Origin of the sequence: Sphingobacterium paludis, from assembly GCF_004364125.1 — a bacterium.
Lineage (GTDB): Bacteria > Bacteroidota > Bacteroidia > Sphingobacteriales > Sphingobacteriaceae > Sphingobacterium > Sphingobacterium paludis.
The window spans coordinates 39,215-60,887 of record NZ_SNZV01000012.1; the positions used below are offsets into that span (position 1 = coordinate 39,215).

General features: G+C 44.5%; 19 protein-coding genes. 10 read left to right on the top strand and 9 right to left on the bottom strand.

Annotated elements, in window-relative coordinates; all coding sequences use genetic code 11:
* The gene (locus B0I21_RS18310) at positions 1–387 is read left to right on the top strand and encodes a RidA family protein (protein ID WP_133641942.1); all 387 of its coding nucleotides are present in this window, start codon (positions 1–3) and stop codon (positions 385–387) included.
* Positions 388–389: 2 nt separating this feature from the next.
* Positions 390–1,304 (top strand): EamA family transporter, encoded by a 915-nt coding sequence (locus B0I21_RS18315; RefSeq protein WP_133641943.1) that lies wholly within the window; start codon positions 390–392, stop codon positions 1,302–1,304.
* Positions 1,305–1,503: 199 nt separating this feature from the next.
* Here the strand turns inward: B0I21_RS18315 and B0I21_RS18320 are convergent, their stop codons facing one another.
* Positions 1,504–1,743 carry a VF530 family protein gene (locus B0I21_RS18320; RefSeq protein WP_208292393.1) on the bottom strand — a complete coding sequence of 80 codons (240 nt, stop codon included), beginning with the start codon at positions 1,741–1,743 and terminating at the stop codon, positions 1,504–1,506.
* Between the two features lie 200 nt (positions 1,744–1,943).
* Here B0I21_RS18320 and B0I21_RS18325 point away from each other — a divergent pair, with 200 nt between their 5' ends.
* Positions 1,944–2,405: a hypothetical protein gene (locus B0I21_RS18325; protein ID WP_133641944.1), complete on the top strand. Its 462-nt coding sequence runs from the start codon at positions 1,944–1,946 to the stop codon at positions 2,403–2,405.
* Between the two features lie 122 nt (positions 2,406–2,527).
* Positions 2,528–4,633 carry an ATP-dependent DNA helicase RecG gene (recG, locus tag B0I21_RS18330; protein ID WP_133641945.1) on the top strand — a complete coding sequence of 702 codons (2,106 nt, stop codon included), beginning with the start codon at positions 2,528–2,530 and terminating at the stop codon, positions 4,631–4,633.
* A 58-nt stretch (positions 4,634–4,691) separates the two neighbouring features.
* Here recG and hflX read toward each other — a convergent pair whose 3' ends face one another.
* Complete coding sequence (hflX, locus tag B0I21_RS18335) at positions 4,692–5,882, bottom strand: GTPase HflX (RefSeq protein ID WP_133641946.1); 1,191 nt, start codon at positions 5,880–5,882, stop codon at positions 4,692–4,694.
* A 219-nt stretch (positions 5,883–6,101) separates the two neighbouring features.
* Here hflX and lipB point away from each other — a divergent pair, with 219 nt between their 5' ends.
* A complete protein-coding gene (gene lipB, locus B0I21_RS18340) occupies positions 6,102–6,800 on the top strand; it encodes a lipoyl(octanoyl) transferase LipB (protein ID WP_133641947.1) in 699 nt (232 codons plus the stop codon).
* Positions 6,801–6,825: 25 nt separating this feature from the next.
* Here lipB and B0I21_RS18345 read toward each other — a convergent pair whose 3' ends face one another.
* From B0I21_RS18345 to B0I21_RS18370, 6 genes are all read right to left on the bottom strand, one after another.
* Positions 6,826–7,674 carry an MBL fold metallo-hydrolase gene (locus tag B0I21_RS18345; protein ID WP_133641948.1) on the bottom strand — a complete coding sequence of 283 codons (849 nt, stop codon included), beginning with the start codon at positions 7,672–7,674 and terminating at the stop codon, positions 6,826–6,828.
* A gap of 104 nt (positions 7,675–7,778) precedes the next feature.
* Positions 7,779–9,206 (bottom strand): L-serine ammonia-lyase, encoded by a 1,428-nt coding sequence (locus B0I21_RS18350; protein WP_133641949.1) that lies wholly within the window; start codon positions 9,204–9,206, stop codon positions 7,779–7,781.
* A 277-nt stretch (positions 9,207–9,483) separates the two neighbouring features.
* Positions 9,484–11,187 (bottom strand): glycoside hydrolase family 3 protein, encoded by a 1,704-nt coding sequence (locus B0I21_RS18355; RefSeq protein WP_133641950.1) that lies wholly within the window; start codon positions 11,185–11,187, stop codon positions 9,484–9,486.
* Positions 11,188–11,275: 88 nt separating this feature from the next.
* A complete protein-coding gene (locus B0I21_RS18360) occupies positions 11,276–11,818 on the bottom strand; it encodes a TetR/AcrR family transcriptional regulator (protein WP_133641951.1) in 543 nt (180 codons plus the stop codon).
* Between the two features lie 207 nt (positions 11,819–12,025).
* Entirely contained in the window at positions 12,026–12,700 is a 675-nt protein-coding gene (locus tag B0I21_RS18365) for a response regulator transcription factor (RefSeq protein WP_133641952.1), read from the bottom strand.
* Between the two features lie 4 nt (positions 12,701–12,704).
* Positions 12,705–14,129, bottom strand: coding sequence for a sensor histidine kinase (locus B0I21_RS18370; protein ID WP_133641953.1), 1,425 nt, complete (start codon positions 14,127–14,129; stop codon positions 12,705–12,707).
* Positions 14,130–14,352: 223 nt separating this feature from the next.
* Here B0I21_RS18370 and B0I21_RS18375 point away from each other — a divergent pair, with 223 nt between their 5' ends.
* Together B0I21_RS18375 and B0I21_RS18380 are read left to right on the top strand one after the other, a co-directional pair.
* Positions 14,353–15,774 (top strand): DUF4270 family protein, encoded by a 1,422-nt coding sequence (locus B0I21_RS18375; protein ID WP_133641954.1) that lies wholly within the window; start codon positions 14,353–14,355, stop codon positions 15,772–15,774.
* 3 nt (positions 15,775–15,777) lie between these two features.
* Positions 15,778–16,779: a Kelch repeat-containing protein gene (locus B0I21_RS18380; RefSeq protein ID WP_133641955.1), complete on the top strand. Its 1,002-nt coding sequence runs from the start codon at positions 15,778–15,780 to the stop codon at positions 16,777–16,779.
* 242 nt (positions 16,780–17,021) lie between these two features.
* On the opposite strand, the gene B0I21_RS18385 is transcribed toward B0I21_RS18380, so the two are convergent.
* A complete protein-coding gene (locus tag B0I21_RS18385) occupies positions 17,022–18,011 on the bottom strand; it encodes an aspartate-semialdehyde dehydrogenase (protein WP_133641956.1) in 990 nt (329 codons plus the stop codon).
* Between the two features lie 434 nt (positions 18,012–18,445).
* Here B0I21_RS18385 and B0I21_RS18390 point away from each other — a divergent pair, with 434 nt between their 5' ends.
* From B0I21_RS18390 to B0I21_RS18400, 3 genes are all read left to right on the top strand, one after another.
* Positions 18,446–19,402 (top strand): NAD-dependent epimerase/dehydratase family protein, encoded by a 957-nt coding sequence (locus B0I21_RS18390; protein ID WP_133641957.1) that lies wholly within the window; start codon positions 18,446–18,448, stop codon positions 19,400–19,402.
* Positions 19,395–20,120, top strand: coding sequence for a YebC/PmpR family DNA-binding transcriptional regulator (locus B0I21_RS18395; RefSeq protein WP_133641958.1), 726 nt, complete (start codon positions 19,395–19,397; stop codon positions 20,118–20,120). Before B0I21_RS18390 ends, B0I21_RS18395 begins: the two co-directional genes overlap by 8 nt.
* 383 nt (positions 20,121–20,503) lie before the next feature.
* Entirely contained in the window at positions 20,504–21,664 is a 1,161-nt protein-coding gene (locus tag B0I21_RS18400; protein WP_133641959.1) for a hypothetical protein, read from the top strand.
* Positions 21,665–21,673 lie beyond the last annotated feature (9 nt).

The following is a 21,673-nucleotide window of genomic DNA, read 5'->3' on the forward strand; positions in this document are numbered from 1 at the left end:
ATGGCAGAAAAACAAATTTTAAATACAGAAAATGCTCCGGCAGCTATTGGTCCATATAACCAAGCGGTGAAGGCCGGACACACGTTATACGTCTCCGGTCAGATTCCCTTGATACCGGGCAGCATGGAACTTATTAGCTCAGGTGTTGCTGATGAAACGCATCAGGTCTTGAAAAATGTACATGCCATTCTGGAACATGCAGGCTATAGCTTCAACGATGTGGTGAAAGCCAGTATTTTCATAAACGACATGGTTGATTTCGCGACCATCAATGAGGTTTATGCGCAGTATTTTACGGACAATCAGCCCGCTCGTGAGTGCGTCGCCGTCAAAACCTTACCGAAAAATGTAAACGTCGAAATTTCCGTAATCGCTTGGAAAGATTAATCGTGGCAGAGAAAATTGAAAATACGGAAAGCCGCAGAACTTATTTTCTTGCGGCTTTTTTGGCACCCCTCATTTGGGGGTTTATGTCTATACCAGTACGCTGGGTAAGGGACTGGTCCGCTGACGACATTTTGAATTACCGCATCCTCTCCGGTTTGTTAATGCTGTGGGGCTATATTTTAGTCTTTAGGCGCAAAGCGCTCAAACAAGACCTCCATCATTTTCGCGAACTGGAAGCCCGGGGAAAGCGAAACGCTGTCGGGCTGACACTATTTGCCTCTATATGCATCTTTGGCAACTGGTATACTTACATTTACGCCATTAATAATATCAGCGTACAATCGGCCGCCTTCGGGTATATGATCTGTCCATTGATTACCACCTTCGCCGCATTTATCATCCTAAAGGAGCAGCTTTCGGTCATCAAGTGGATTGCTTTAGCTTTAGCCCTTGTTAGTGTAGGGTTGTTAGCCAGCGGCTCGCTAATAGACGGTTTGTGGTCTTTAGGTATCGCATCGTTGTACGCGTTCTATCTGATCAGCCAACGTGTCTTGCAGGGCTTCGACAAACTCAATGTACTTGCTGTACAACTGGCCATCTGTTCGCTATTTATCATCCCAATCCTATTTATTCAGGGACATCCTTTGCCTCACGGGACTACGTTTTGGACATCCATCATTTTGATTGCAGTGGTTTTCACGATCATCCCGTTATTTCTCAGCATGTACGCACTATCAAAAATTTCTTCAAGCACGACGGGCGTGTTACTTTATGTGAATCCTATTATCGCCTTCCTACTCGCTATATTTTTTTTTAAAGAAGAGGTAGACCCCCATAAATATATGGCCTATGGTATTTTGATCGTGGCCATCATGCTGTTTAACTCCACAACGTTGCGCAGCATGATACGCCGATAAATAATGATCAGCCAAGAGCATGTTGCCCCTTTCTTATTTCGTAGTGTCGATAACTGTGATACGCGCACGGGTCGGTCTGTTGCGTTCGCAAGGCACTAAGGCCTGAGGCGTAGCTCCGTATTCGCGTACTCTTCGCTCGATATCTCCCTGCTAACAGATCGTTGTGTTCAAAAGTTAATTAGCGGCTCTACTTCCTTTTCTATAAGCCGCTTTTCTTTTTCTGTCGTAACATATACAGATACAAACTCTCCACCTTGGCTCTCGCCCAAGGTGTTTTTCGTAAAAACTTAAGCGATGAGTTTATGCTAGGATTGTCTGTAAAGCACTTGATCTTGATTTGCTCACCAAGTTCATCGAAACTCCCGAAGTATTCCAGCAGCTCTTCCAAAATCGCATCCAGCCGCTTCCCGTGCAACGGATCTTTTGAATTTTCCATCATGGTTTAAAGGTAGCACTATGCCTGGAATATTTGGGATTGACCAGAAAAGCTTTTAAAAAATTATTATAGATTCAGGTGAAATCATGGGATGCTATGTTAAGACATGATATACGACGGCGATACGGTACAGCAGTGCCTGTACGCATCACGCGCAATAAATTAATCTCCCCAACCTGTCGCGCTATTTAAATCTTCTACGTATGATATATATCAAACCCAAAGAGCTTAAAAAAGATATGAAAGAATGTTCACCAATGACTATCACCACGAAACTTTGTTTTATCGTACTGTGCTGCCTCTCTCTTGCGCTGAGCGCGTGTAGCAAGGCGGAACAGCATGAAAATCCTTATGCCAACCTTCCCGAGCCTGAGCTGGAAAAGTTAGCAAATGAAAAATATGGAGCCATTATCGCGCTCGCTCAACATGTCCCTTGCACCGATGCGAAACAATGGAAAATGATGGATATGCAAAGCGTTTGCGGACGCAATCACCTCGTTTATCATCAAAACGCGGATGAGGCGGAGCTACGCCGTCTACTTCGCGATTACGAAGCAGTCATTGAGATTTACGCACCCCTTATCGCTCCACGCATTAGCTGTATAGCCTATCAGGAGCCTAAAGGTATAGCTTGCCGAGACGAAAGGCCCATATTAACGTATTAGATTTTTCAGGTTTGCAATAGCACGCCTATCGATCAAGGGGTGCTACCACAACGAATTGCTCAGCCTTATCCGTTAAATATATGGAGCGCTAAGATTATTTTAGTAAATTAGTCGGTTCCAAAATGGCTGATTTATCTGTAATAACTCCGATAGAATATCTGAAGGGTGTGGGTCCGCAGAAGGCTGATGTGCTCAAAAAAGAGCTGCAGGTTTTTACCATTGGCGACTTGCTGCAACACTACCCTTTCCGTTATATCGACCGCACCAAATTTCACAAACTTCGGGAAATACATCCTGATATGGTAGGCGCGCAGGTGCTTGGTCGCCTCACGTCACTACAAGAAGTAGGCGAAAAGCGTGCCCGCCGGCTGGTGGGCCAATTTCGCGATGACACGGGAAGCATAGAACTGGTTTGGTTTCAAAGCATTACATGGCTGCAGAAAAGTCTAAAAGTAGGCGCAGCATATATCTGCTATGGCAAGCCCTCGGAATTTAACGGCCAAATATCCATTACGCACCCCGAAATGGAACTATATTCGGCGCAGGAGAAAAAAATAGGGAACTTGACGATGCAGCCCGTTTATTCGTCTACAGAAAAGTTAAAAAAATTTAACCTCGATAGCAAAGGCATTCAAAAGCTGCAACAAGCAGCGCTGGAAATTGTGTTCCGTAGTCTGCGGGATACCATGCCCGATTATCTGCTTGAGAAACATCGGTTAATGCCCTACCCGCAGGCGTTGCTGGCTATCCACTTTCCTCAACACGTTGACGAACTAAACGCGGCGATACGCCGACTTAAGTTTGAAGAGCTATTCTTTATACAGCTAAGGCTATTGCGCAACAAGCAGCTGAATACACAGAAATACCGAGGACATCGATTCGACCAGGTTGGGGAAAAGTTTAACACGTTTTTTAATGAACGCCTGCCCTTTCCGCTTACCAATGCGCAGAAACGTGTGGTGAAAGAGATCCGTTTAGATACGAATACCGGTGCACAGATGAATCGCTTGGTACAGGGTGATGTAGGTTCAGGAAAAACAGTCGTTGCCTTAATGGCGATGCTTTTAGCGATTGACAATGGCTACCAAGCCTGTATGATGGCTCCCACAGAGATCTTAGCCCAGCAGCATTACACCGGGCTTAGTAGTCTATTGGGTGAAGATTTGTGTCGTGTCAAACTACTGACCGGATCGACGCCAGCTAAAGAACGCAGGCGCATTCATCAGGACCTGGAAGACGGCAGTTTGGATATCCTCATCGGTACACACGCCTTGATTGAGGACAAGGTTAAGTTTAAAAATATTGGCTTTGTCGTTATTGACGAACAGCATCGTTTCGGTGTGGAGCAACGCGCTAAGCTCTGGCGCAAAAATGCGATCCCCCCGCATATGCTCGTGATGACCGCTACACCAATACCGCGAACCTTAGCGATGACGATGTATGGAGATCTGGATATCTCCATCATTGATGAGCTTCCGGCGGGGCGGAAGCCGATAAAAACGGTACATTTTTTCGAAAACCAACGCTTGCGTGTATTTGGTTTTATGCGCGATGAAATCGCAAAAGGAAGACAGGTGTATGTTGTCTATCCATTAATTAAAGAAAGTGAAAAGATGGATCTGCTCTTTTTGGAGGCAGGTTTAGAAAATCTACAACGCGAGTTTCCGTTGCCTGCTTACAAGATCAGTATTGTTCATGGCAAGATGCCCGTGAAGGACAAAGATTTTGAGATGCAGCGCTTTGTGAAGGGCGAGACGCAAATTATGGTCGCCACAACGGTCATCGAAGTGGGTGTCAATGTACCTAATGCATCCGTTATGATTATCGAAAATTCAGAACGATTTGGTTTGTCACAGCTGCATCAGCTTCGTGGGCGCGTGGGCCGAGGCGCAGAGCAGTCATTCTGCATTTTAATGTCAGGCAATAAACTAAGCAAAGAAGGCCGGAAGCGCCTCGAAACCATGGTACGCACAGTCGATGGCTTCGAAATAGCAGAGGTAGACCTGCAGTTACGCGGCCCTGGTGATATTTCAGGCACCCAACAGTCGGGCATTTTGGAAATGAAAATTGCAAACCTAGCGTCTGACCAGGCCATACTGACGGAGGCAAGAAACAGCGTCATCGAGATCTTTAAGCAAGACCCCTCCCTTACACAGGAGGAAAACAAATTACTCGTTTCCTATCTTGCGCAACGGGGGCCAAACATATCTTGGGATAAAATTTCGTAGCCGAAGGGAGCAGTCGCTGCAAAATTCTACAAACCGACTTTGCAGCGAAAGTATAGTATTAATACAATAAATTATTGTAAGGATAACGCTGGTTATGCAGGTCAACAACGATGCTGTACAGGCGCTCTTTAAATTCCTCCACATTGGTTTTATCGGTTGCTGATATAAATATAGCTGGATCAGAATTCCTCGCCATCCACGAGTTTCGAAAATCATCAAGCGTGACTTTTACTTCCTCGCCTTCTTCGGTCTCCGAAACTGGCGCTTTGTACGCATCAATTTTATTGAACACCGTAATAACGGGCTTATCCAAAGCACCCAATTCTTTCAGCGTTTCGTTTACCGCCTGGATATGATCTTCAAAGTTCGGGTGTGAGATATCCACGACGTGGATAAGGATATCCGCCTCACGAACCTCGTCTAACGTAGACTTAAAGCATTCCACTAAATGATGCGGTAGCTTGCGAATGAAACCGACCGTGTCGGAAAGGAGAAAGGGCAAATTATCGATCACCACTTTACGTACCGTGGTATCCAAGGTTGCAAAAAGTTTGTTCTCAATCAGCACATCAGATTTCGAAACCATATTCATAATCGTGGATTTACCCACATTCGTGTAGCCAACCAAAGCTGCTCGAATTAATTCACCTCGGTTTTTTCGTTGCGTTTCATTCTGCTTGTCAATCTGTTTCAAACGATCTTTCAACAAGGATATCTTGTTGAGGATCATCCGTCTATCGGATTCGATCTGACTTTCACCGGGCCCGCGCATACCGATACCCCCACGTTGCCTTTCCAAGTGGGTCCACATGCGCGTCAATCGCGGAAGGACATATTGCAATTGTGCCAATTCGACCTGTGTTTTCGCTTGTGCCGTTTGCGCGTGTCGCGCGAAAATATCTAAAATCAAATTCGAGCGATCCAATACTTTGATCTGGAATTCCTTCTCTATATTCCGCAGCTGCGAAGGGGAAAGCTCATCATCAAAAACGACCATATCCACCTCTTCCGCAATAATATAGGCTTTTATCTCTTCCAGCTTTCCGCTGCCCACAAAGGTGGCGCGATCAGGATAGGCCAATTTTTGCGTAAATATACCTTTATTCACGCCACCCGCCGTCTCCACCAAAAAGGCGAGTTCTTCCAAATATTCATGCGCCTTCGCTTCGGTAGTGTCTGGTGTAATTACCGAAACCAAAACCGCCGTTTCTGGCTTTATCGCTGTATCGTAAATTTTTGTTCTTGCCATGTATTGTAGTAGCTATTCGCTATAAAATTAAAAACTATTGAATTTTCAAAATTCGTGCCTTTAATATGATATTCAATGTATAATAAGGATACAAAGATAGCTGTTTTTATCCGTTCTTGACATCGGCTCTATAATCCATGAAACAATTTCTCCTGTAAATCCGTAAATTTGTATGCTACATTCTTCTTGTTAGAAGATGAGAGGTTATAGATCGTTCACATGCAAAACAAAAAAGTACAGTTCGTCGATTGGGGTTTAACAGACTATCAGGATGCGTGGAAGATGCAGGAAGAGGTTTTTGCAGACACATTGGCTATTAAAAATGCAAACCGCACGGAAAACAAGCAGCTCGCCACACCGAATCATCTGATTTTCACAGAGCACCCACATGTCTACACGCTAGGGAAAAGTGGGCATCCTGAATATCTATTGCTGGATGAGGAAGGCCTGAAAGCTAAAAATGCGACATTCTACAAAATAAACCGGGGCGGCGATATCACCTACCATGGTCCGGGGCAAATCGTAGGCTACCCCATCCTAGATCTCGACAATTTTTTCACCGATATACACTTGTATCTGCGTACGTTGGAAGAAGCGGTCATTCTTACCTGTGCCGATTTTGGGATAAAAGCAGGAAGGTATGCGGGCTTCACGGGTGTATGGATTGATGCCGAGAATGAAAAGGCCCGAAAAATATGTGCCATGGGTGTACGGGCATCGCGTTGGGTGACCATGCATGGATTTGCGTTTAATGTGAATGCCGACCTCGACTATTTCAACAATATTATTCCCTGCGGCATAGATGATAAAGATGTGACCTCGCTACAGCGCGAGCTGGGACGAGAATTAGATCTGGCGGAAGTGAAAGATATCCTAAAACGGCACATCGCAGCACTTTTTGCCATGGAGATTGTTTAGATAAGCTGCTCGCCGCGGCAGGGCATTATACCTCGCTGGCCGCCTGAAATAAGGTTTGCTGTGTATAGGTAGGTTCCAGTTTCGCCATCGCAACCTCGTTTGAAGTTTTTAGTTGGTAGACATCAAAAAGCTCGGTTTCTTGATAACGGGTCGCTACAGAAAGCGTTAGATCTGCACAGTGGGGTGCGAATGTTTGTTCTACAAGTTCCACCGTATTGTTTTGCCCGGAAAGGTGAGATAGAATAAGGTGTTTTAAACGGGGACTACGATTTTCAAGAAAAACTTCTAGCGATAATCTATTTGAAATATGTCCCCAACCGCTTCTTATTCTATTTTTTAAATAAAACGAATATCTGCCCTTCTCGAGCATTTCTTCGTCATAGTTTGCTTCTAATAGCAGTACATCAGCGTGTTTAATGACATGTTTAACATTGTCGCAGGCCCTTCCGAGGTCGGTCAATACACCAATATTGATTTTTCCATCACTCACAAGAAAGCTGCAAGGCTCCTTCGCATCGTGGTATTTTGGAATGCCATACACGGATAAACTCCCGATTTCCACCTTTGCATTCGGCAGGATAATGTGGACCAGATCGGGAGGGAGATTTAATCGCGAACCTTTGTATGAGCCGGCCGTTATGTACACCGGCACTTGATAACGCTTGCAAAAAACGGAAAGACCACGAATATGGTCACTATGCTCGTGGGTAATAAATATAGCCGAAATATGGCTCGGATCAATCCCGAGTTTGGCCATACGCAGTTCGATATGCTTCGTATTGATGCCTGCATCGATAAGAATCGCATCCCCTTCACCACTTGCTAGATAATAGCAATTTCCATTACTCCCTGAAGCTAAAGCACTATATTTCATGTTCCGATCTTTCTGCTACCCTTGCTGCGCATCCAGCAATCGCCAATTTATGTCTTTTATTTTTTTCTTCCAAATATGCCGCGAGGCATGACCTGCTCCTGACATCAACACTCGGGCAAGCTCAACGGCACTTTAATAGCCAAGCCCCCATCGGCCGTTTCTTTATATTTGGCATTCATATCCTGCGCGGTATCCCACATCGTGCTAACGACCGCATCAAGGCTGACCTTTGCTTTATCCGGATTTGAGTTTAGTGCTAACTGCGCTGCGGTTATCGCCTTTACCGCGCCCATCGTGTTGCGTTCGATACAGGGAATTTGCACTAAGCCGCCAATGGGGTCGCAGGTCAAACCAAGGTGGTGCTCCATGGCAATTTCTGCGGCCATGAGTACTTGTCGCTGTGACCCGCCTAAACATTCTGTTAACGCAGCCGCCGCCATGGCGGAAGAAACGCCTATTTCTGCCTGGCAGCCACCCATAGCGGCCGAGATTGTTGCTCCTTTTTTAAAAATCGAACCGATTTCGGAAGCCGTAGCAATAAACTGCATGATTTTTTCTTCCCGGTAACCATCATGGAAGGTGATATAATATTGCAACACCGCCGGGATAACGCCGGATGCGCCATTGGTAGGTGCCGTAACGACACGACCAAACGAGGCATTCTCTTCATTGACGGCTAATGCAAAGCAACTAACCCAATCCAGTATATATCCAAAGTCTTTTCCGCCGCCTCGAATGGCATGCAACCAGCTGTCGTAATCTGCATAAGCCCTACCGCCTAACAGCCTTTTATTCATCTTCGCAGCGCGACGTTCCACGTGTAATCCTCCCGGAAGTACGCCTGGCGTATGGCAACCTTTATAAATACAATCTCTTAACGTGTGGAAAATCTGTAAGATTCCTTCTTTGGTCTGTTCTTCACTTCGCCAAGATAATTCATTCTCTAAAACCAACTCCGAAATCTTCAGTCCGGTACGCATGCACCAAACCATAAGCTCTTGCGCTGTATCCACAGGAAACGGCAGCTCCACTTCGCTCCATACACTTTCTGCATCATCCTCCTGTACAACAAACCCTCCACCAATGGAATAATATGTTTCGGATACCGCCTTACCATCGCTTAGGAAGGCCTGAAACGTAACCGCATTAGGATGGAAGGGCAAACTTTCGGTATAGAGGAACATAAGATCGGCAGTATACGAGAACACGACTTCCTGCTCCCCTCCCAAATTAATCTTTCCGGATGTCTTTATCTCCTGCACCTTAGGCATCACCTGCGATACATCAAAAGAAACAGGATCATCACCACTAAGACCTAAGAGTACCGCGATATCTGTACCGTGTCCGATGCCTGTTTTTGCTAAAGAACCATACAGCAATATGTTTACACCAACGACCTGGTTAAGCAGATCCCTGTTTTTAAGAACGGCTACGAAACGTTGGGCTGCGCGCCAAGGCCCTAAAGTATGCGAACTTGACGGTCCGATACCAATTTTAAACATATCAAAAATAGAGATTCGCTCGTTTGCCATTTCCAGAATTTAAGCCCTCACAAAAATATTGTTTATACAGCAATATCCTCCATTATTACTATTAATTTTTAGGGCAAAGATTTATCAATCTACTAACTGTTAGTAGGTTTGGTTAGTAATATCATATTACGATTTTGGGAAACGGTAGGTAGGTAAAAAAGGAAAAAGGCATCCAACCTCTTCCGCGTCATGATGAAAGATCGACGCTGCCGAAATTGGATGCCCTGTATGATATTCTCGTGCTTAGGATGATGCTATTGATCCGCCCTTTTTATGGTTAAAGGCCATCGCCATATTGGAATCGCTTGTTGATGGCTACCGGCAACTTCCCTTGGGCTTTAATTTTACCCAACAATACCTTCGCAGCAGCCTTTTGCATAAAGCTGTCGTTTTGGTAAGCCATAATGATTCCGCTGCTCCGATCTATGGAGAGGTTGTCTAGCATATAAGGGTTCGTAAACATCGTCGTAATGGTGCGACGGCCCGCAACCTTATCCACAAATGTGCGAACAGCTTCAGACAAATCAGACTCACTACGCGGGCGAGAGCGGTTATCATGAATGGCCAAGACAATTTGCCGAAAGTCCCGAATTTGCTTCAACAGCTCTTTCAGCTGCTCCTCCGTCTCTTTGCCGGAGATGAAAAACTGCGTTTTCGTGGTAAGCTGACCTGCAAGCTCTTTTTCAAAATCTTGCGCCTGCGAGATGCCAACAGAGACAATCGCAGTTTGTTCCCGACGATCAAATGTTTTGATCCGACGGTCGGCTTTAAGCACGGTTACTGCGGCATCTGCCAAACGCTGTACCAATTGCTTCGACGCATTGTTGTTCAAATCGGCGATTAAGTTTTGCATGGGCACAGGCCGGCATTGATTTAGTCCGACCCAGTATTTCGCGGCTAGCACCCGCTTGACGCGCTGGTCAAGTTCGCTTTGCTTTATTCTTCCGCTTTTTACTGCTTTTGCGACCAAGTCTATGGCGCGTGCGCTATTTTCAGAAACCTCGAGCAGATCATGCCCCGCCTCAATGGCCATCACATCTGCTTCCCCATTCGGGAAAAATTTCTTCACCCCATTCATGTCCATAGCGTCTGTCACCGTCAGCCCCTGGAAACCCAACTCTTTCCGTAAGAGGTCTGTCACGACCTTTCTCGATATGGATGAAGGGATGTTGGGCGTGGCATCTAACGAAGGGATATTCATGTGTGCCACCATAATCGCTGGAGCGCCCGCTTTGATCAAAGCACGAAAAGGAAAAATTTCCAATGTATCCAAGCGTTTCTTCGTAAAATTCAGCTGTGGCAAATCGTGGTGCGAATCGACCTCGGTATCCCCATGCCCCGGAAAATGTTTAAGGGAGGCAATGATTCCGCCATCCACCATGCCATCCATATACGCTTTTGCCTTCCGCGTTACATTATACTTATTATCACCAAATGAACGGAAATTGATGACAGGGTTTTTAGGATTATTATTGATATCTACGACAGGAGCAAAATTGAAGTGCATGCCAATGCGTAAAAAATCCCGTGCCACTTGCTTACCCATCTCGTAGATAAGATGTTCGTTTTGTACAGCGCCAAGCGTCATCTGGTACGGGTAGGAAAGTGTCGAATCAGGCATACGCATACCTAAACCCCATTCGCCATCATAGGTGATTAATAGAGGCACCTTGGCCAGCTTTTGATATTGGTTAAACATTTGCGCATGCCGAACCGGACCGCCTTGAAACACCACAAGGCCGCCAAGTTGTTCGCGTTGAATAACCTGACCAACAGAGTCGATATATTTCTTACCCAAATTGGTATGCGCCCTAACTAAAAAGAGCTGTGCAATACGTTCCTTTGGCGTAAGCTTATTGAATACGGAGTCTACCCACGCGTTTTTGCTATTGATAAACTTCACAAAATCAGGCTTTTTCTGCGCACGAACGGATAAGCCGACCAGCAATAGCAATAAAACAGGGAGAATTTTCTTGATCATATTTAGTTTTTTACCGCCCTAATATACATGAAAAAACGAAAAACCCAAACTTATGCATGAATATTTGTAAAAACAGCACAAACACGCATCACGAAAGATCATACTTTTCCTCCAACAGTTGCGAGAGGTTTTCTCCGTTATTAATATCTTCGCTTGCTGCTCGTTTCCAAAGCATGTCTATCGTCAACAACAAAAATTGTGTCTCTAGCTCTGGATCCCTGTAACCAAGCTCGGTAAAGGCTTTCACTAAAATGGGCTGCACCGGTTTCATGAATTGCTCGTGTTGCTGTTTCGAGAACGTATTGTGCGACAGTCGCTCTTGCAGCTTCCAAAAAAGGGGTTCTTCCGCCACCAGCTTGCTGGGGAGGAAAATCATGTTCTGCAAAAATTCTTTTGGATTTCTATAGGTCATCATGCCCCGGTGATGCGATAAGACGCGCCGATATCCTGCTTTAACGATATGAGCTAATAAGGTATCTTTATTTCCAAAATGTTTAAAGATCAATGCTTCGGAAACGCCTGCTTCTATCGAAATTTCCTTGGTTGAAGTATCCACGTAGCCTTTCGTAGCAAAAAGCGAAAGCGCTACTTTCATTATTTTTTCCTTACGGCTTAGCGTCGTATCTTTCATTCATTACTTTTTTACAAAGATACGATTTTCAACAAAAGCAGCATCCTGATCAATAGGGTTGATAGCAATATACAACGTAATATTATATGTAGGACCACCTTGCTAAAGTGGATAAAAGGAGTGGACCAGCGATTGCCCCTGCCCGTTGGGGAACCAAAGGCAATTACTCGTATGGATGGTTCAGCAAGTTCTGCTCAAGGGAACAAATCAGTCAATCGTTAGCATGTAGCCTACACTGCGAATATTTGTAATTTTGATGCGCTCGTCTTTGGACAAATATTTCCTGATCCGGCTAATGAAAACGTCCAAACTTCTACCGGTAAAATAAGTATCGTCATTCCAATAAGCACGAATAATCTCTTCCCTAGGCACCACTTCATCTTTATGTTCAAACAAACGGCGTAATAGCTCCACTTCCCGGAAAGAAAGCTTCTCCTGCTGGGTCCCATAGGTTAACGTAGATTTCACCGTATCCAAGACGAAACTTCCAATGCTATATTGCTTCATCGCTTGCGCGACAGCTACTCTTTTTGTAAGCGACTCTATGCGGACAATCAACTCTTCTATTTTAAAAGGCTTTCGCACATAATCGTTAGCACCCAAATGAAAACCTTTAACCACGTCATCTGTATGCGTCATCGCTGTCAGAAAAATAATGGGCGTGCTCAAGTCAACTTTACGGATCTCCGTGGCAACATTGAAACCATCCATTAAGGGCATCATGACGTCAAGCACCACGATATCTGGTTTCTTATGTTTAAAGGCAATAACAGCATCCCGGCCGTTTTCACGATGTGTAACCTGAAAACCATGCGCCTCTAAGCTATCAGCTACAATAAGGGCTAAACTCAACTCGTCCTCGACATACAATACATCTACCATGTTTTCACGATTTAGGAATTTCGATTGTAAATATACTTCCTTTTCCGAGCTCACTCCCTACGGTTATGTTTCCGCCGTGTTGTTCGACGACATGTTTTACGTAGGCAAGGCCTAAACCAAATCCCTTAACTTCGTGCAGCGTGCCTTGTGGAACACGATAAAACATAGCAAAGATGTGGGGCAAATGCTCTGGAGCAATGCCTTTCCCACGGTCAGAAATAGACAAATGTATCTTATCCTTGTCTGCTTTCAAGACAATATGTATTTCAGCTGGATCCGACGAATATTTGATGGCGTTATCAAGCAAATTGCTGACCACATTTTTGAGATGCGCCTCATCTGCCATAACGAGTAATTTACCATCCGCATGATCGAATGCGGTCCTTATTTTTTTGGTAGCGCTGATAGTCGTTAACTCTAGACAGTTGTGGATCAGCGGGATCATATCAAACTCGCTTTTGGAAATGCGAATGCGGTGGGTTTCATCTACATCCAATTGCAGCACCCGTTCGATCATGTTATTCAGATGCTCCAGTTCCGTCTTGGACAGATCAAGATACTTATTCATCTTCACCTTATCATCCTTGGCAACAAAACGCTGTATAGCCTCCACGGCCGCCATAACCGTGGCCACCGGGGTTTTCAACTCGTGCGTCATGTTATTGACAAAAGCTTTCCGTAACACGGCTTCTTGATTCTGCCTTTTAATTGTTTTAAAAAGATATAAAAACGTGCCCAACAGGGCGGTAAGCAACAGCAAAGACAAGAACAGTTGCCCACTTAGTCTGACACCCAGATAGGACCACGGGTTATCAAACTTGGCCAATAAAAATTGTTCACTTTCTGGATTAATTAAGATAGGGCGTGTATATAGATTACCTTGTTTCCGACGATACTGCATATATGCATCGAAGTCATCTCTATGGATAATCGCTGTAGATAACTGAAAGGTCGTGGGTATATTGTTTTTGGCCAGCGCCTTTTCGAGGCGAATCTCCAATGTATCGAGCAACTGGGTGTTGAAATCAATTTTTTCGAGCAAATACAACGGCAACAACTCATTGGGCGCTTCTTTTCCTGCTTCATCTTCACGCATTCGCCTGTTTCGGCCTCGGCGAAAGTCCGCCGTGTCTAGGAACGTTTGCATGGGTGCCACATCCAAATCAGGATACACCTTTGTTAACATAGCGAGAAAACCCCGATGCCGCCTTTCGGTGTCCGACGAATCCTTCTTCGCCTTCTTTTCGGAAGCAATAAAGTCGTTTTGATAATAATTCTGAAGCACATTGAATAGTCCGCGCTCGACTCGGCCGAGAAACAATTCCCGCTCGCTTTTATAGCTGCCATACAGCCAAAAGGAGAGCACCAGCGTGATTCCCGTAGCGGTAAGCACAATCAATGCAAGAAGGATTTTATACTTTTTTAACATTATTAATACAAATTTAAATTAGTAGATTTGCATTCGCACAGGTAATCGGCTAGTTTTAACAAAATATAACACTGATTAACAGTTCTCTGCACCCAACGTGGCAAGGAAGCCTGTCATGAGCACGTAGAGGTGCTTACAGCGCATCGTAAGGGAGGGGATTTTAACAAAATATAACACATGTTAGCTGTTCTATTTGATTACTTTTGCTCGTCAAACAATACATATGAATCATCTTATTAAGAGAAGTATTTCCTTTTTTGTATTACCCATTTTTCTGTTGATTATTGCCGGGGCCTGCGATAAGGATATGAGTGTGATGTTAGATAATTCCGCTACAAGCAATGTCGGTGTATCGCTTATCGACTCGTTCACTATACATACCTCCACGGTCCAAATGAATAATTTACCCGCTGCGGGCACAGGTACTCTTTTGGTTGGAAAGGCAGTTGATGCCAGTTATGGAGCCGTGAAATCAACATCCTACTTCCGAATTGGCTTTTCCAGTATTACAAATGATATTCCTGAAAATGCCGTCTTTGATTCCTTGACGTTGGTCATTAGACCCAATACCGCGAACTATTCTTTTGGAGACACCACAAAAGTCCAAAAAATAAACGTTCACCAGCTTAACCAAGCATTGGAGACGAAAACAATTACCGGAGGCATGCAAAATACAGCGGTGCCTATTTATGTCAATGGTGCCTCTATTTTTAATGACCAAACATTCGATTACAACCCTACGGCAATTGGCTCTGCTACGTTCAACCCCCACATGCGTTCACTGGACAGCCTTAACATCCGCTTAAGCCAAGCTATAGGCCAAGACTTTTTTGATCTTATCCGGACGAATGATGTACGTGCATCGTCCAACGAAAACTTCACAAATTACTTTAAGGGACTCGTGCTTGTGCCCGATGAGAACAATACCGCTGTCGTGGGCTTTAGCACAGACTCCGTTCAAGTTAAGGTCAATTATAGTTTCACAGGTAACGATGGTTTTAGAAGATCGGCCTCAAAAATAATGACACTTGTTGATCCTGGGCTTCAGTACAACAATTTCGCTTACGACCGTACAGGGACGCCTTTTGAAGGACTATCCGCAACAAACCGCGAACTGCGCACCACTGCGACAGCTGGTGTAAGCTATATACAGTCAGGAACCGGTGTTGTAGCGAAACTAGAAATCCCATCGTTAAAAGAGTTTCTGCAGGATGATAATCTTTCCATAAATAAGGCAGAGCTTGTCATCGAATCCAGTACACCACTAAACACGATGTATCCGCCACCTGCAGCCTTAATGGTATATATCGCGGATTACAATGGAATACCTGTATCCTTCCTACCTGTTCCTTACGGACAGCAAGCAGGAGGCTTACAAATAGCTGGTTATGCAGGTGGTAATCAAATAGGTAGAAACGGAACGTATAGCTTCGACATGGTTTTATACTTGAAAAATTTGAAGTCTTCAGCAGCCTACGATAATACATCACTGTATGTGAGTTCTGTCGTTCCGCCGCAGATAAATGCTGTCATGCAGCAGCAAGATAGGATCAACACGTTGAGTACATTTAATACCGCATTTATCGCGACAGAAAATGCGAAACCAAAAATAAAATTGAATATATTATACACTAAATTTAGGTAATTTATGAATAAGAAAAATTGGCTATTGCTAATCGTAGCCTGTGCTATTGCTTTTACATCATTCAACTCTTGTAAGAAAAATAACGACGAAGATACATCGGATACCGGACCAACGGAATGGGTAAGATCAATCGTATTTAAAAATGATCCCAGAAATGGTGCGGCTTCTTTTACACTAAGTAACCAAGCCTATGTTGTCGGAGGATTTGTAAGAAATGAAGGCGTGGTAAATGATGGCGCTAGCTTCAACGGCTCTACGTGGACAGACATTGCTGATTTCCCGGGCCAAGCTCGCCAGATGGCTGTTGGTTTTTCGATCAATGGAAAAGGGTATATCGGAACGGGATCTACAGGTACCGATGATTTAGCAGATTTTTACAGCTATGATCCACAAACAAATACCTGGACAGCAATCGCTCCTTTCCCAGGAAGAGCACGTTACGGTGCAGTAGCATTTACGTTAGGAAATTATGCTTATGTGGGATTAGGCTCAACAAGAACGGAAGCTAAATTTAGTGATTTTTACCGCTATGACCCTGTTGCAAACACATGGACCGAAATTCCTGTTCCTTTCCGATACAAGAAGGCATTTGCGTTTGCATTTGTTATCGGCGATAAAGCTTACGTAGGTGGGGGATATGCAAATAGCGCTACATTGCCCGAAGATTTCTATGCTTTCGATGGCACAAACTGGGCGCCGCTAGCTGATTTGAACCGCAGCGACGACGCATATACTTATGATGTTAGAAAATATAATGCTAGCTCATTTGTTATTGGTAACGCAGGTTATGTGGTAAGTGGAAGAGGTAATGGATCCGGTATCACGAGCACGGTTTGGAAATATGAGCCAGGTTCCGACTCTTGGACTGATAAACACCAATCTCTTCCAGCTGATGCCCGCGAAAAAGCGGTTGGCTTTGCGTTGGATGGAAAGGGCTATATCAGCACCGGTATAAACGGAGCATTCAACTTTGATAACACTTGGCAGTTTACGCAAGTACGCTAGTCAAAGACATACTATATAATGGAAAAGGTGGTCTAGGCCACCTTTTTTTGTATCCAAAATATACTGTATCTCCGCTGCAATAAGCATGTCGCATGATTACATCATGACGCGATAAGCGAAAACTGCGGCAACGCGAGCCGTTTACCCTCATAGCGCCGCAGGCATGCCTATCAGTTAGGTAGGAATAAAGAAAAAAAGGCTATTCGAACGAATAGCCTTCACATGTTGTATAATTGGGATTGCTAAATCAATCCCTTTTTGTTTAATAGCTCAGCAATTTGCACAGCATTTGTTGCAGCTCCCTTCCGAAGGTTATCGGCTACTACCCAAAGGTTCAATGTATTATCCTGCGACTCATCCCGACGAATACGACCAACCAACACCTCATCTTTACCATGCGCATCTTTCGGCATTGGATATTTGAGGTTTGCTGGATCATCAACCACGATAACGCCTTCTTGCGCGGCCAATAGTTGGCGAACTTCATCAAGATCAAAATCAGTTTCAAACTCAATATTTACGGATTCGGAGTGACCCCCCATAACTGGAATACGGACCGTAGTCGCTGTTACACGGATCGAATCATCGCCCATAATCTTATTCGTTTCCTTGATCATCTTCATCTCCTCTTTCGTGTATCCATTGTCTTGAAATACATCGATATGAGGGATCACGTTTAAATCAATCGGATAAGGATACGCTTTTTCACCATCTTTACCAGCCCGTTCGTCCATCAACTGAGTAACTGCTTTCACACCGGTTCCTGTTACCGATTGATAGGTGGAAACGACCACACGCTTAATTTTGTATTTTTCATGCAGAGGCTTCAAAACCACCACCATCTGAATCGTCGAACAATTTGGATTAGCGATAATTTTATCATCAGCAGATAATACATCGCCATTCACTTCTGGAACCACAAGCTTCTTTGTCGGATCCATACGCCAAGCAGATGAATTATCAACCACAGTGATTCCTGCTTCCGCATACAAGGGAGCAAATTCCGTAGAGGTACTTCCACCTGCGGAGAACAGCGCCACTTGCGGCTTCAATGCAATAGCTTCGGCAGGTGTCACGACCTTATACTTTTTTCCCTTAAACTCGATTTCTTTACCCTTACTCTTTTCTGAAGCGACAGGAACCAACTCTGTTACCGGGAAATTACGTTCTGCTAAAACGGTCAAGATCTCTGACCCAACAAGGCCTGTTGCGCCTACTACTGCAACTTTCATAGTTAAACTTATTTTGTTTGTATACTTGTTATTAAATTTTCTATAGATTTATTCAAGGCATCAAACATACGAAATAAGCAGCTCCTTTTCTAATTAATTTTTCAATATTTATGAAAAGGATCGTTCAAAATCTTGAAAAGTCATCAATGACGCGCCGTTCTGAATGAAAATACCATAATGATACCCCTGATTATTTTCGTTTTTTATAATAACCATGATGTCCTAACCCAGACCGGTTGGTCGCTCTATTCATCATCCTCGAGATAGGCCATAGGCGATTTTCAAAAAAAAGAGCCGCAAAATGTGTCTACTTATGCCGTCGGAAACACACGTCTTTATCAACTCATAATCAGCTTCTTATAAAAGATATAATCGTTTCAAAGAGGTAGAAATTGTGTAGCAACTTGATCAAAAAATGAGTTATCTTTGCAGCAATGAAAGAGCGTATATTAATGATAGGAGCAAATGGCCAAATAGGATCAGAACTGGCCATGGCCCTCCGCCAAAAATTTGGTAATGAAAATGTTATCACTTCAGACATCCGGAAACCGGACAACTTGAAAGAAGGGGCGATTTTCGAACCGATTAATGTATTGGATAAGGAGGCTCTGCGATCCTTATTTATACAATACGAGCCCACCCAGATTTATCTGCTAGCAGCGATGTTATCTGCCACCGGCGAACAATATCCACAAAAAGCTTGGGATCTCAATATGAACGGTCTGTTGAATGTATTGGATTTAGCGCTAGACCTAGGCATTAAAAAAATATTTTGGCCGAGCTCTATCGCCGTTTTCGGTCCACATTCTCCGAAAGTAAACACCGCGCAGTATTGCATTATGGATCCATCCAGCATTTACGGCATCAGTAAGTTAGCCGGCGAGCGCCTTTGCGAGTATTACCATAATAAATACGGTCTCGATATCCGGAGCATCCGATATCCGGGCATCATTTCTTGGAAAACCTCACCCGGTGGGGGAACGACTGACTATGCGGTACACATCTTTTTCGAAGCATTAAAACATGGAAAATATGCTTCGTTCTTATCCGCTGGGACGGAGCTGCCGATGCTTTATATGGAAGATGCCGTACGCGGAACAATAGCGCTTATGGATGCTCCAGCAGAGAAAATCACGATCCGTTCAAGCTATAATATGGCCGGTATATCATTTACCCCGGCTCAAATCGCAGAAGAAATTAAAAAAATTCTTCCTAATTTTGAGATGTCTTATGTTGATAATGACCCCCGCCAAGCTATTGCCGACTCGTGGCCAGCAAGCATAGATGATTCTTACGCACGCAACGACTGGGGATGGCAACCAACCTATGATTTGGAAGCGATGACAAAAGACATGATAGAAAACCTCAAAACAGATTTACAAAATGGGTAGAGCATTTGAATTCAGAAAGGAAAGAAAATTTAAACGCTGGGCCAAAATGGCCGTGCAGTTCACACGTTTAGGGAAGGAAATCGCCATCGCGGTAAAAGAAGGCGGCCCTCACCCAGAAAACAATTCACGACTACGCACAGCTGTACAAAATGCGAAAGCCGTAAACATGCCCAAAGATCGTGTTGACGCCGCTATAAAGCGCGCTTCTGAAAAGGACGCAAAAGGTTACGAAGAATATGTGTATGAAGGATATGGCCCCCACGGTGTACCAGTACTAATTGAGACAGCGACAGACAATACAAACCGTACCGTGGCCAATATTAGGAGCTATTTCACCAAAGCAGGTGGCTCCCTTGGCAAAACAGGCTCCCTAGATTTTATTTTCCAACGTAAATCGATATTTCGTTTTGATGCGGCCGAAGAGCTGGATGTGGAAGAGCTAGAACTCGAGCTGATCGACGGCGGTCTGGAAGAATTGTACGTTGAATCTGACGAAGAAGGCAACGATGTCGTCGTGGTACAAACATCCTTCGAAGATTTCGGCAATATGCAAAGCCTGCTGGAGGAAAAGGGAATCGAAGTGAAGTCCGCAAAGCTGGAACGCATCGCTTTATCCCATACCGCAACCAATGAAGAACAAGCTGCTGAAGTACTCAAGTTGATCGATAAGATTGAAGAGGATGATGACGTACAAGCGGTTTATCATAATATGGATTAAAAAGATAACCAGGAAGGAAGCTATGACTAAGCTTCCTTCCTGATACGGTTTACCACGCCCCGCCCCTCTCTCCGACACGCATCTACGATACAACGAAAACGCCACTGTCCAAAGCGATCACCCAATACAAGCGCCTCCCGCAACGAACAAAAACGATCGTCGCAGCACGAAAAGGATATTTTATCCCCATTTTAACGCGCCCCTTAGTTTCCATGCTAAAATTTTTATAGGTGATCGTTAACGAACGTAGCGAAATCGTATAACGATAGCTGGCCGCTATCTTAAAAAATATAACGAGCCCGCTGTTAATAAAGAGTTCTAAAAAAAATTAGATAAATTTTAAATAGGCTCTTAGTATTATTTATTAAATTTAGCGCTTGTAGATGATGACATTTGAGGATTTTTTCGCAAAAAAAAGGATAGACATTTCGCTGCTGCAGGCTAATGAGCACTCTTTATATGAAGAGTTTAGGCTTCATTATGCCCAAATGGGCGAAAAGAGCTTTGACCATACGAAAAAGTTTTGGTTCAATAACCTGCGAAAAAAATACCTTTTGCTGGAGGAAGAAACAGATACCAAACCGTCCGGGCAAACCAAATCGGAAGCAGACGGATCACATGCAGCCTCCCCCGAGACGGTATACAACCCGGCTGGTTTTAAGAAATCAACATCAGCGGCGGCAAAAGATCCCGCGGCCAACGACCAAGAGAAAGCGGTTTCCGATACCATACAGCCGAAACCTGCCTTTAAATCTCGCTTCAAGGCCAATGTAAAAGAGAAAGAAACCGAAAATAACGAGTCAGGCACAACGAAGCCGCTAGACTTAGCAGATAATACAACAGAAACACCAGCCAGCAAGCCTGCAGGATTTAAGCCACGCTTCAAAGCAGGCGTAACGAAGCCGGCCGACGAACAGCCGCAAACGCCGAAGCGCGAAGAGGCTAAAGATGAACATAATGCAACAGAAACACCAGCCAGTAAGCCTGCAGGATTTAAGCCACGCTTCAAAGCAGGCGTAACGAAGCCGGCCGACGAACAGCCGCAAACGCCGAAGCGCGAAGAGCTTAAAGAAGAACATAATGCAACGGAAACTCCGGCCAGCAAGCCTGCAGGATTTAAGCCACGCTTCAAAGCTGGCATAACAAAGCCGGCCGACGAACAGCCGCAAACGCCGAAGCGCGAAGAGCCTAAGGAAGAACATAACGCAACGGAAACTCCGGCCAGCAAGCCTTCAGGATTCAAGCCACGCTTCAAAGCAGGCGTTACAAAGCCAGCCGACGAACAACCGCAAACGCCGAAGCGCGAAGAGCCTAAAGAAGAAGATAATGCAGCGGAAACTCCAGCTAGCAAGCCTGCAGGTTTCAAGCCACGCTTCAAAGCAGGCGTTACAAAACCGGCCGACGAGCAGCCCCAAACGCCGAAGCGCGAAGAGCCTAAAGAAGAAGATAATGCAACGGAAACTCCGGCCAGCAAGCCTGCAGGATTTAAGCCACGCTTCAAAGCAGGCGTAACAAAAAACAAACCTACTGACGATAATCAGTAGGAATAACGT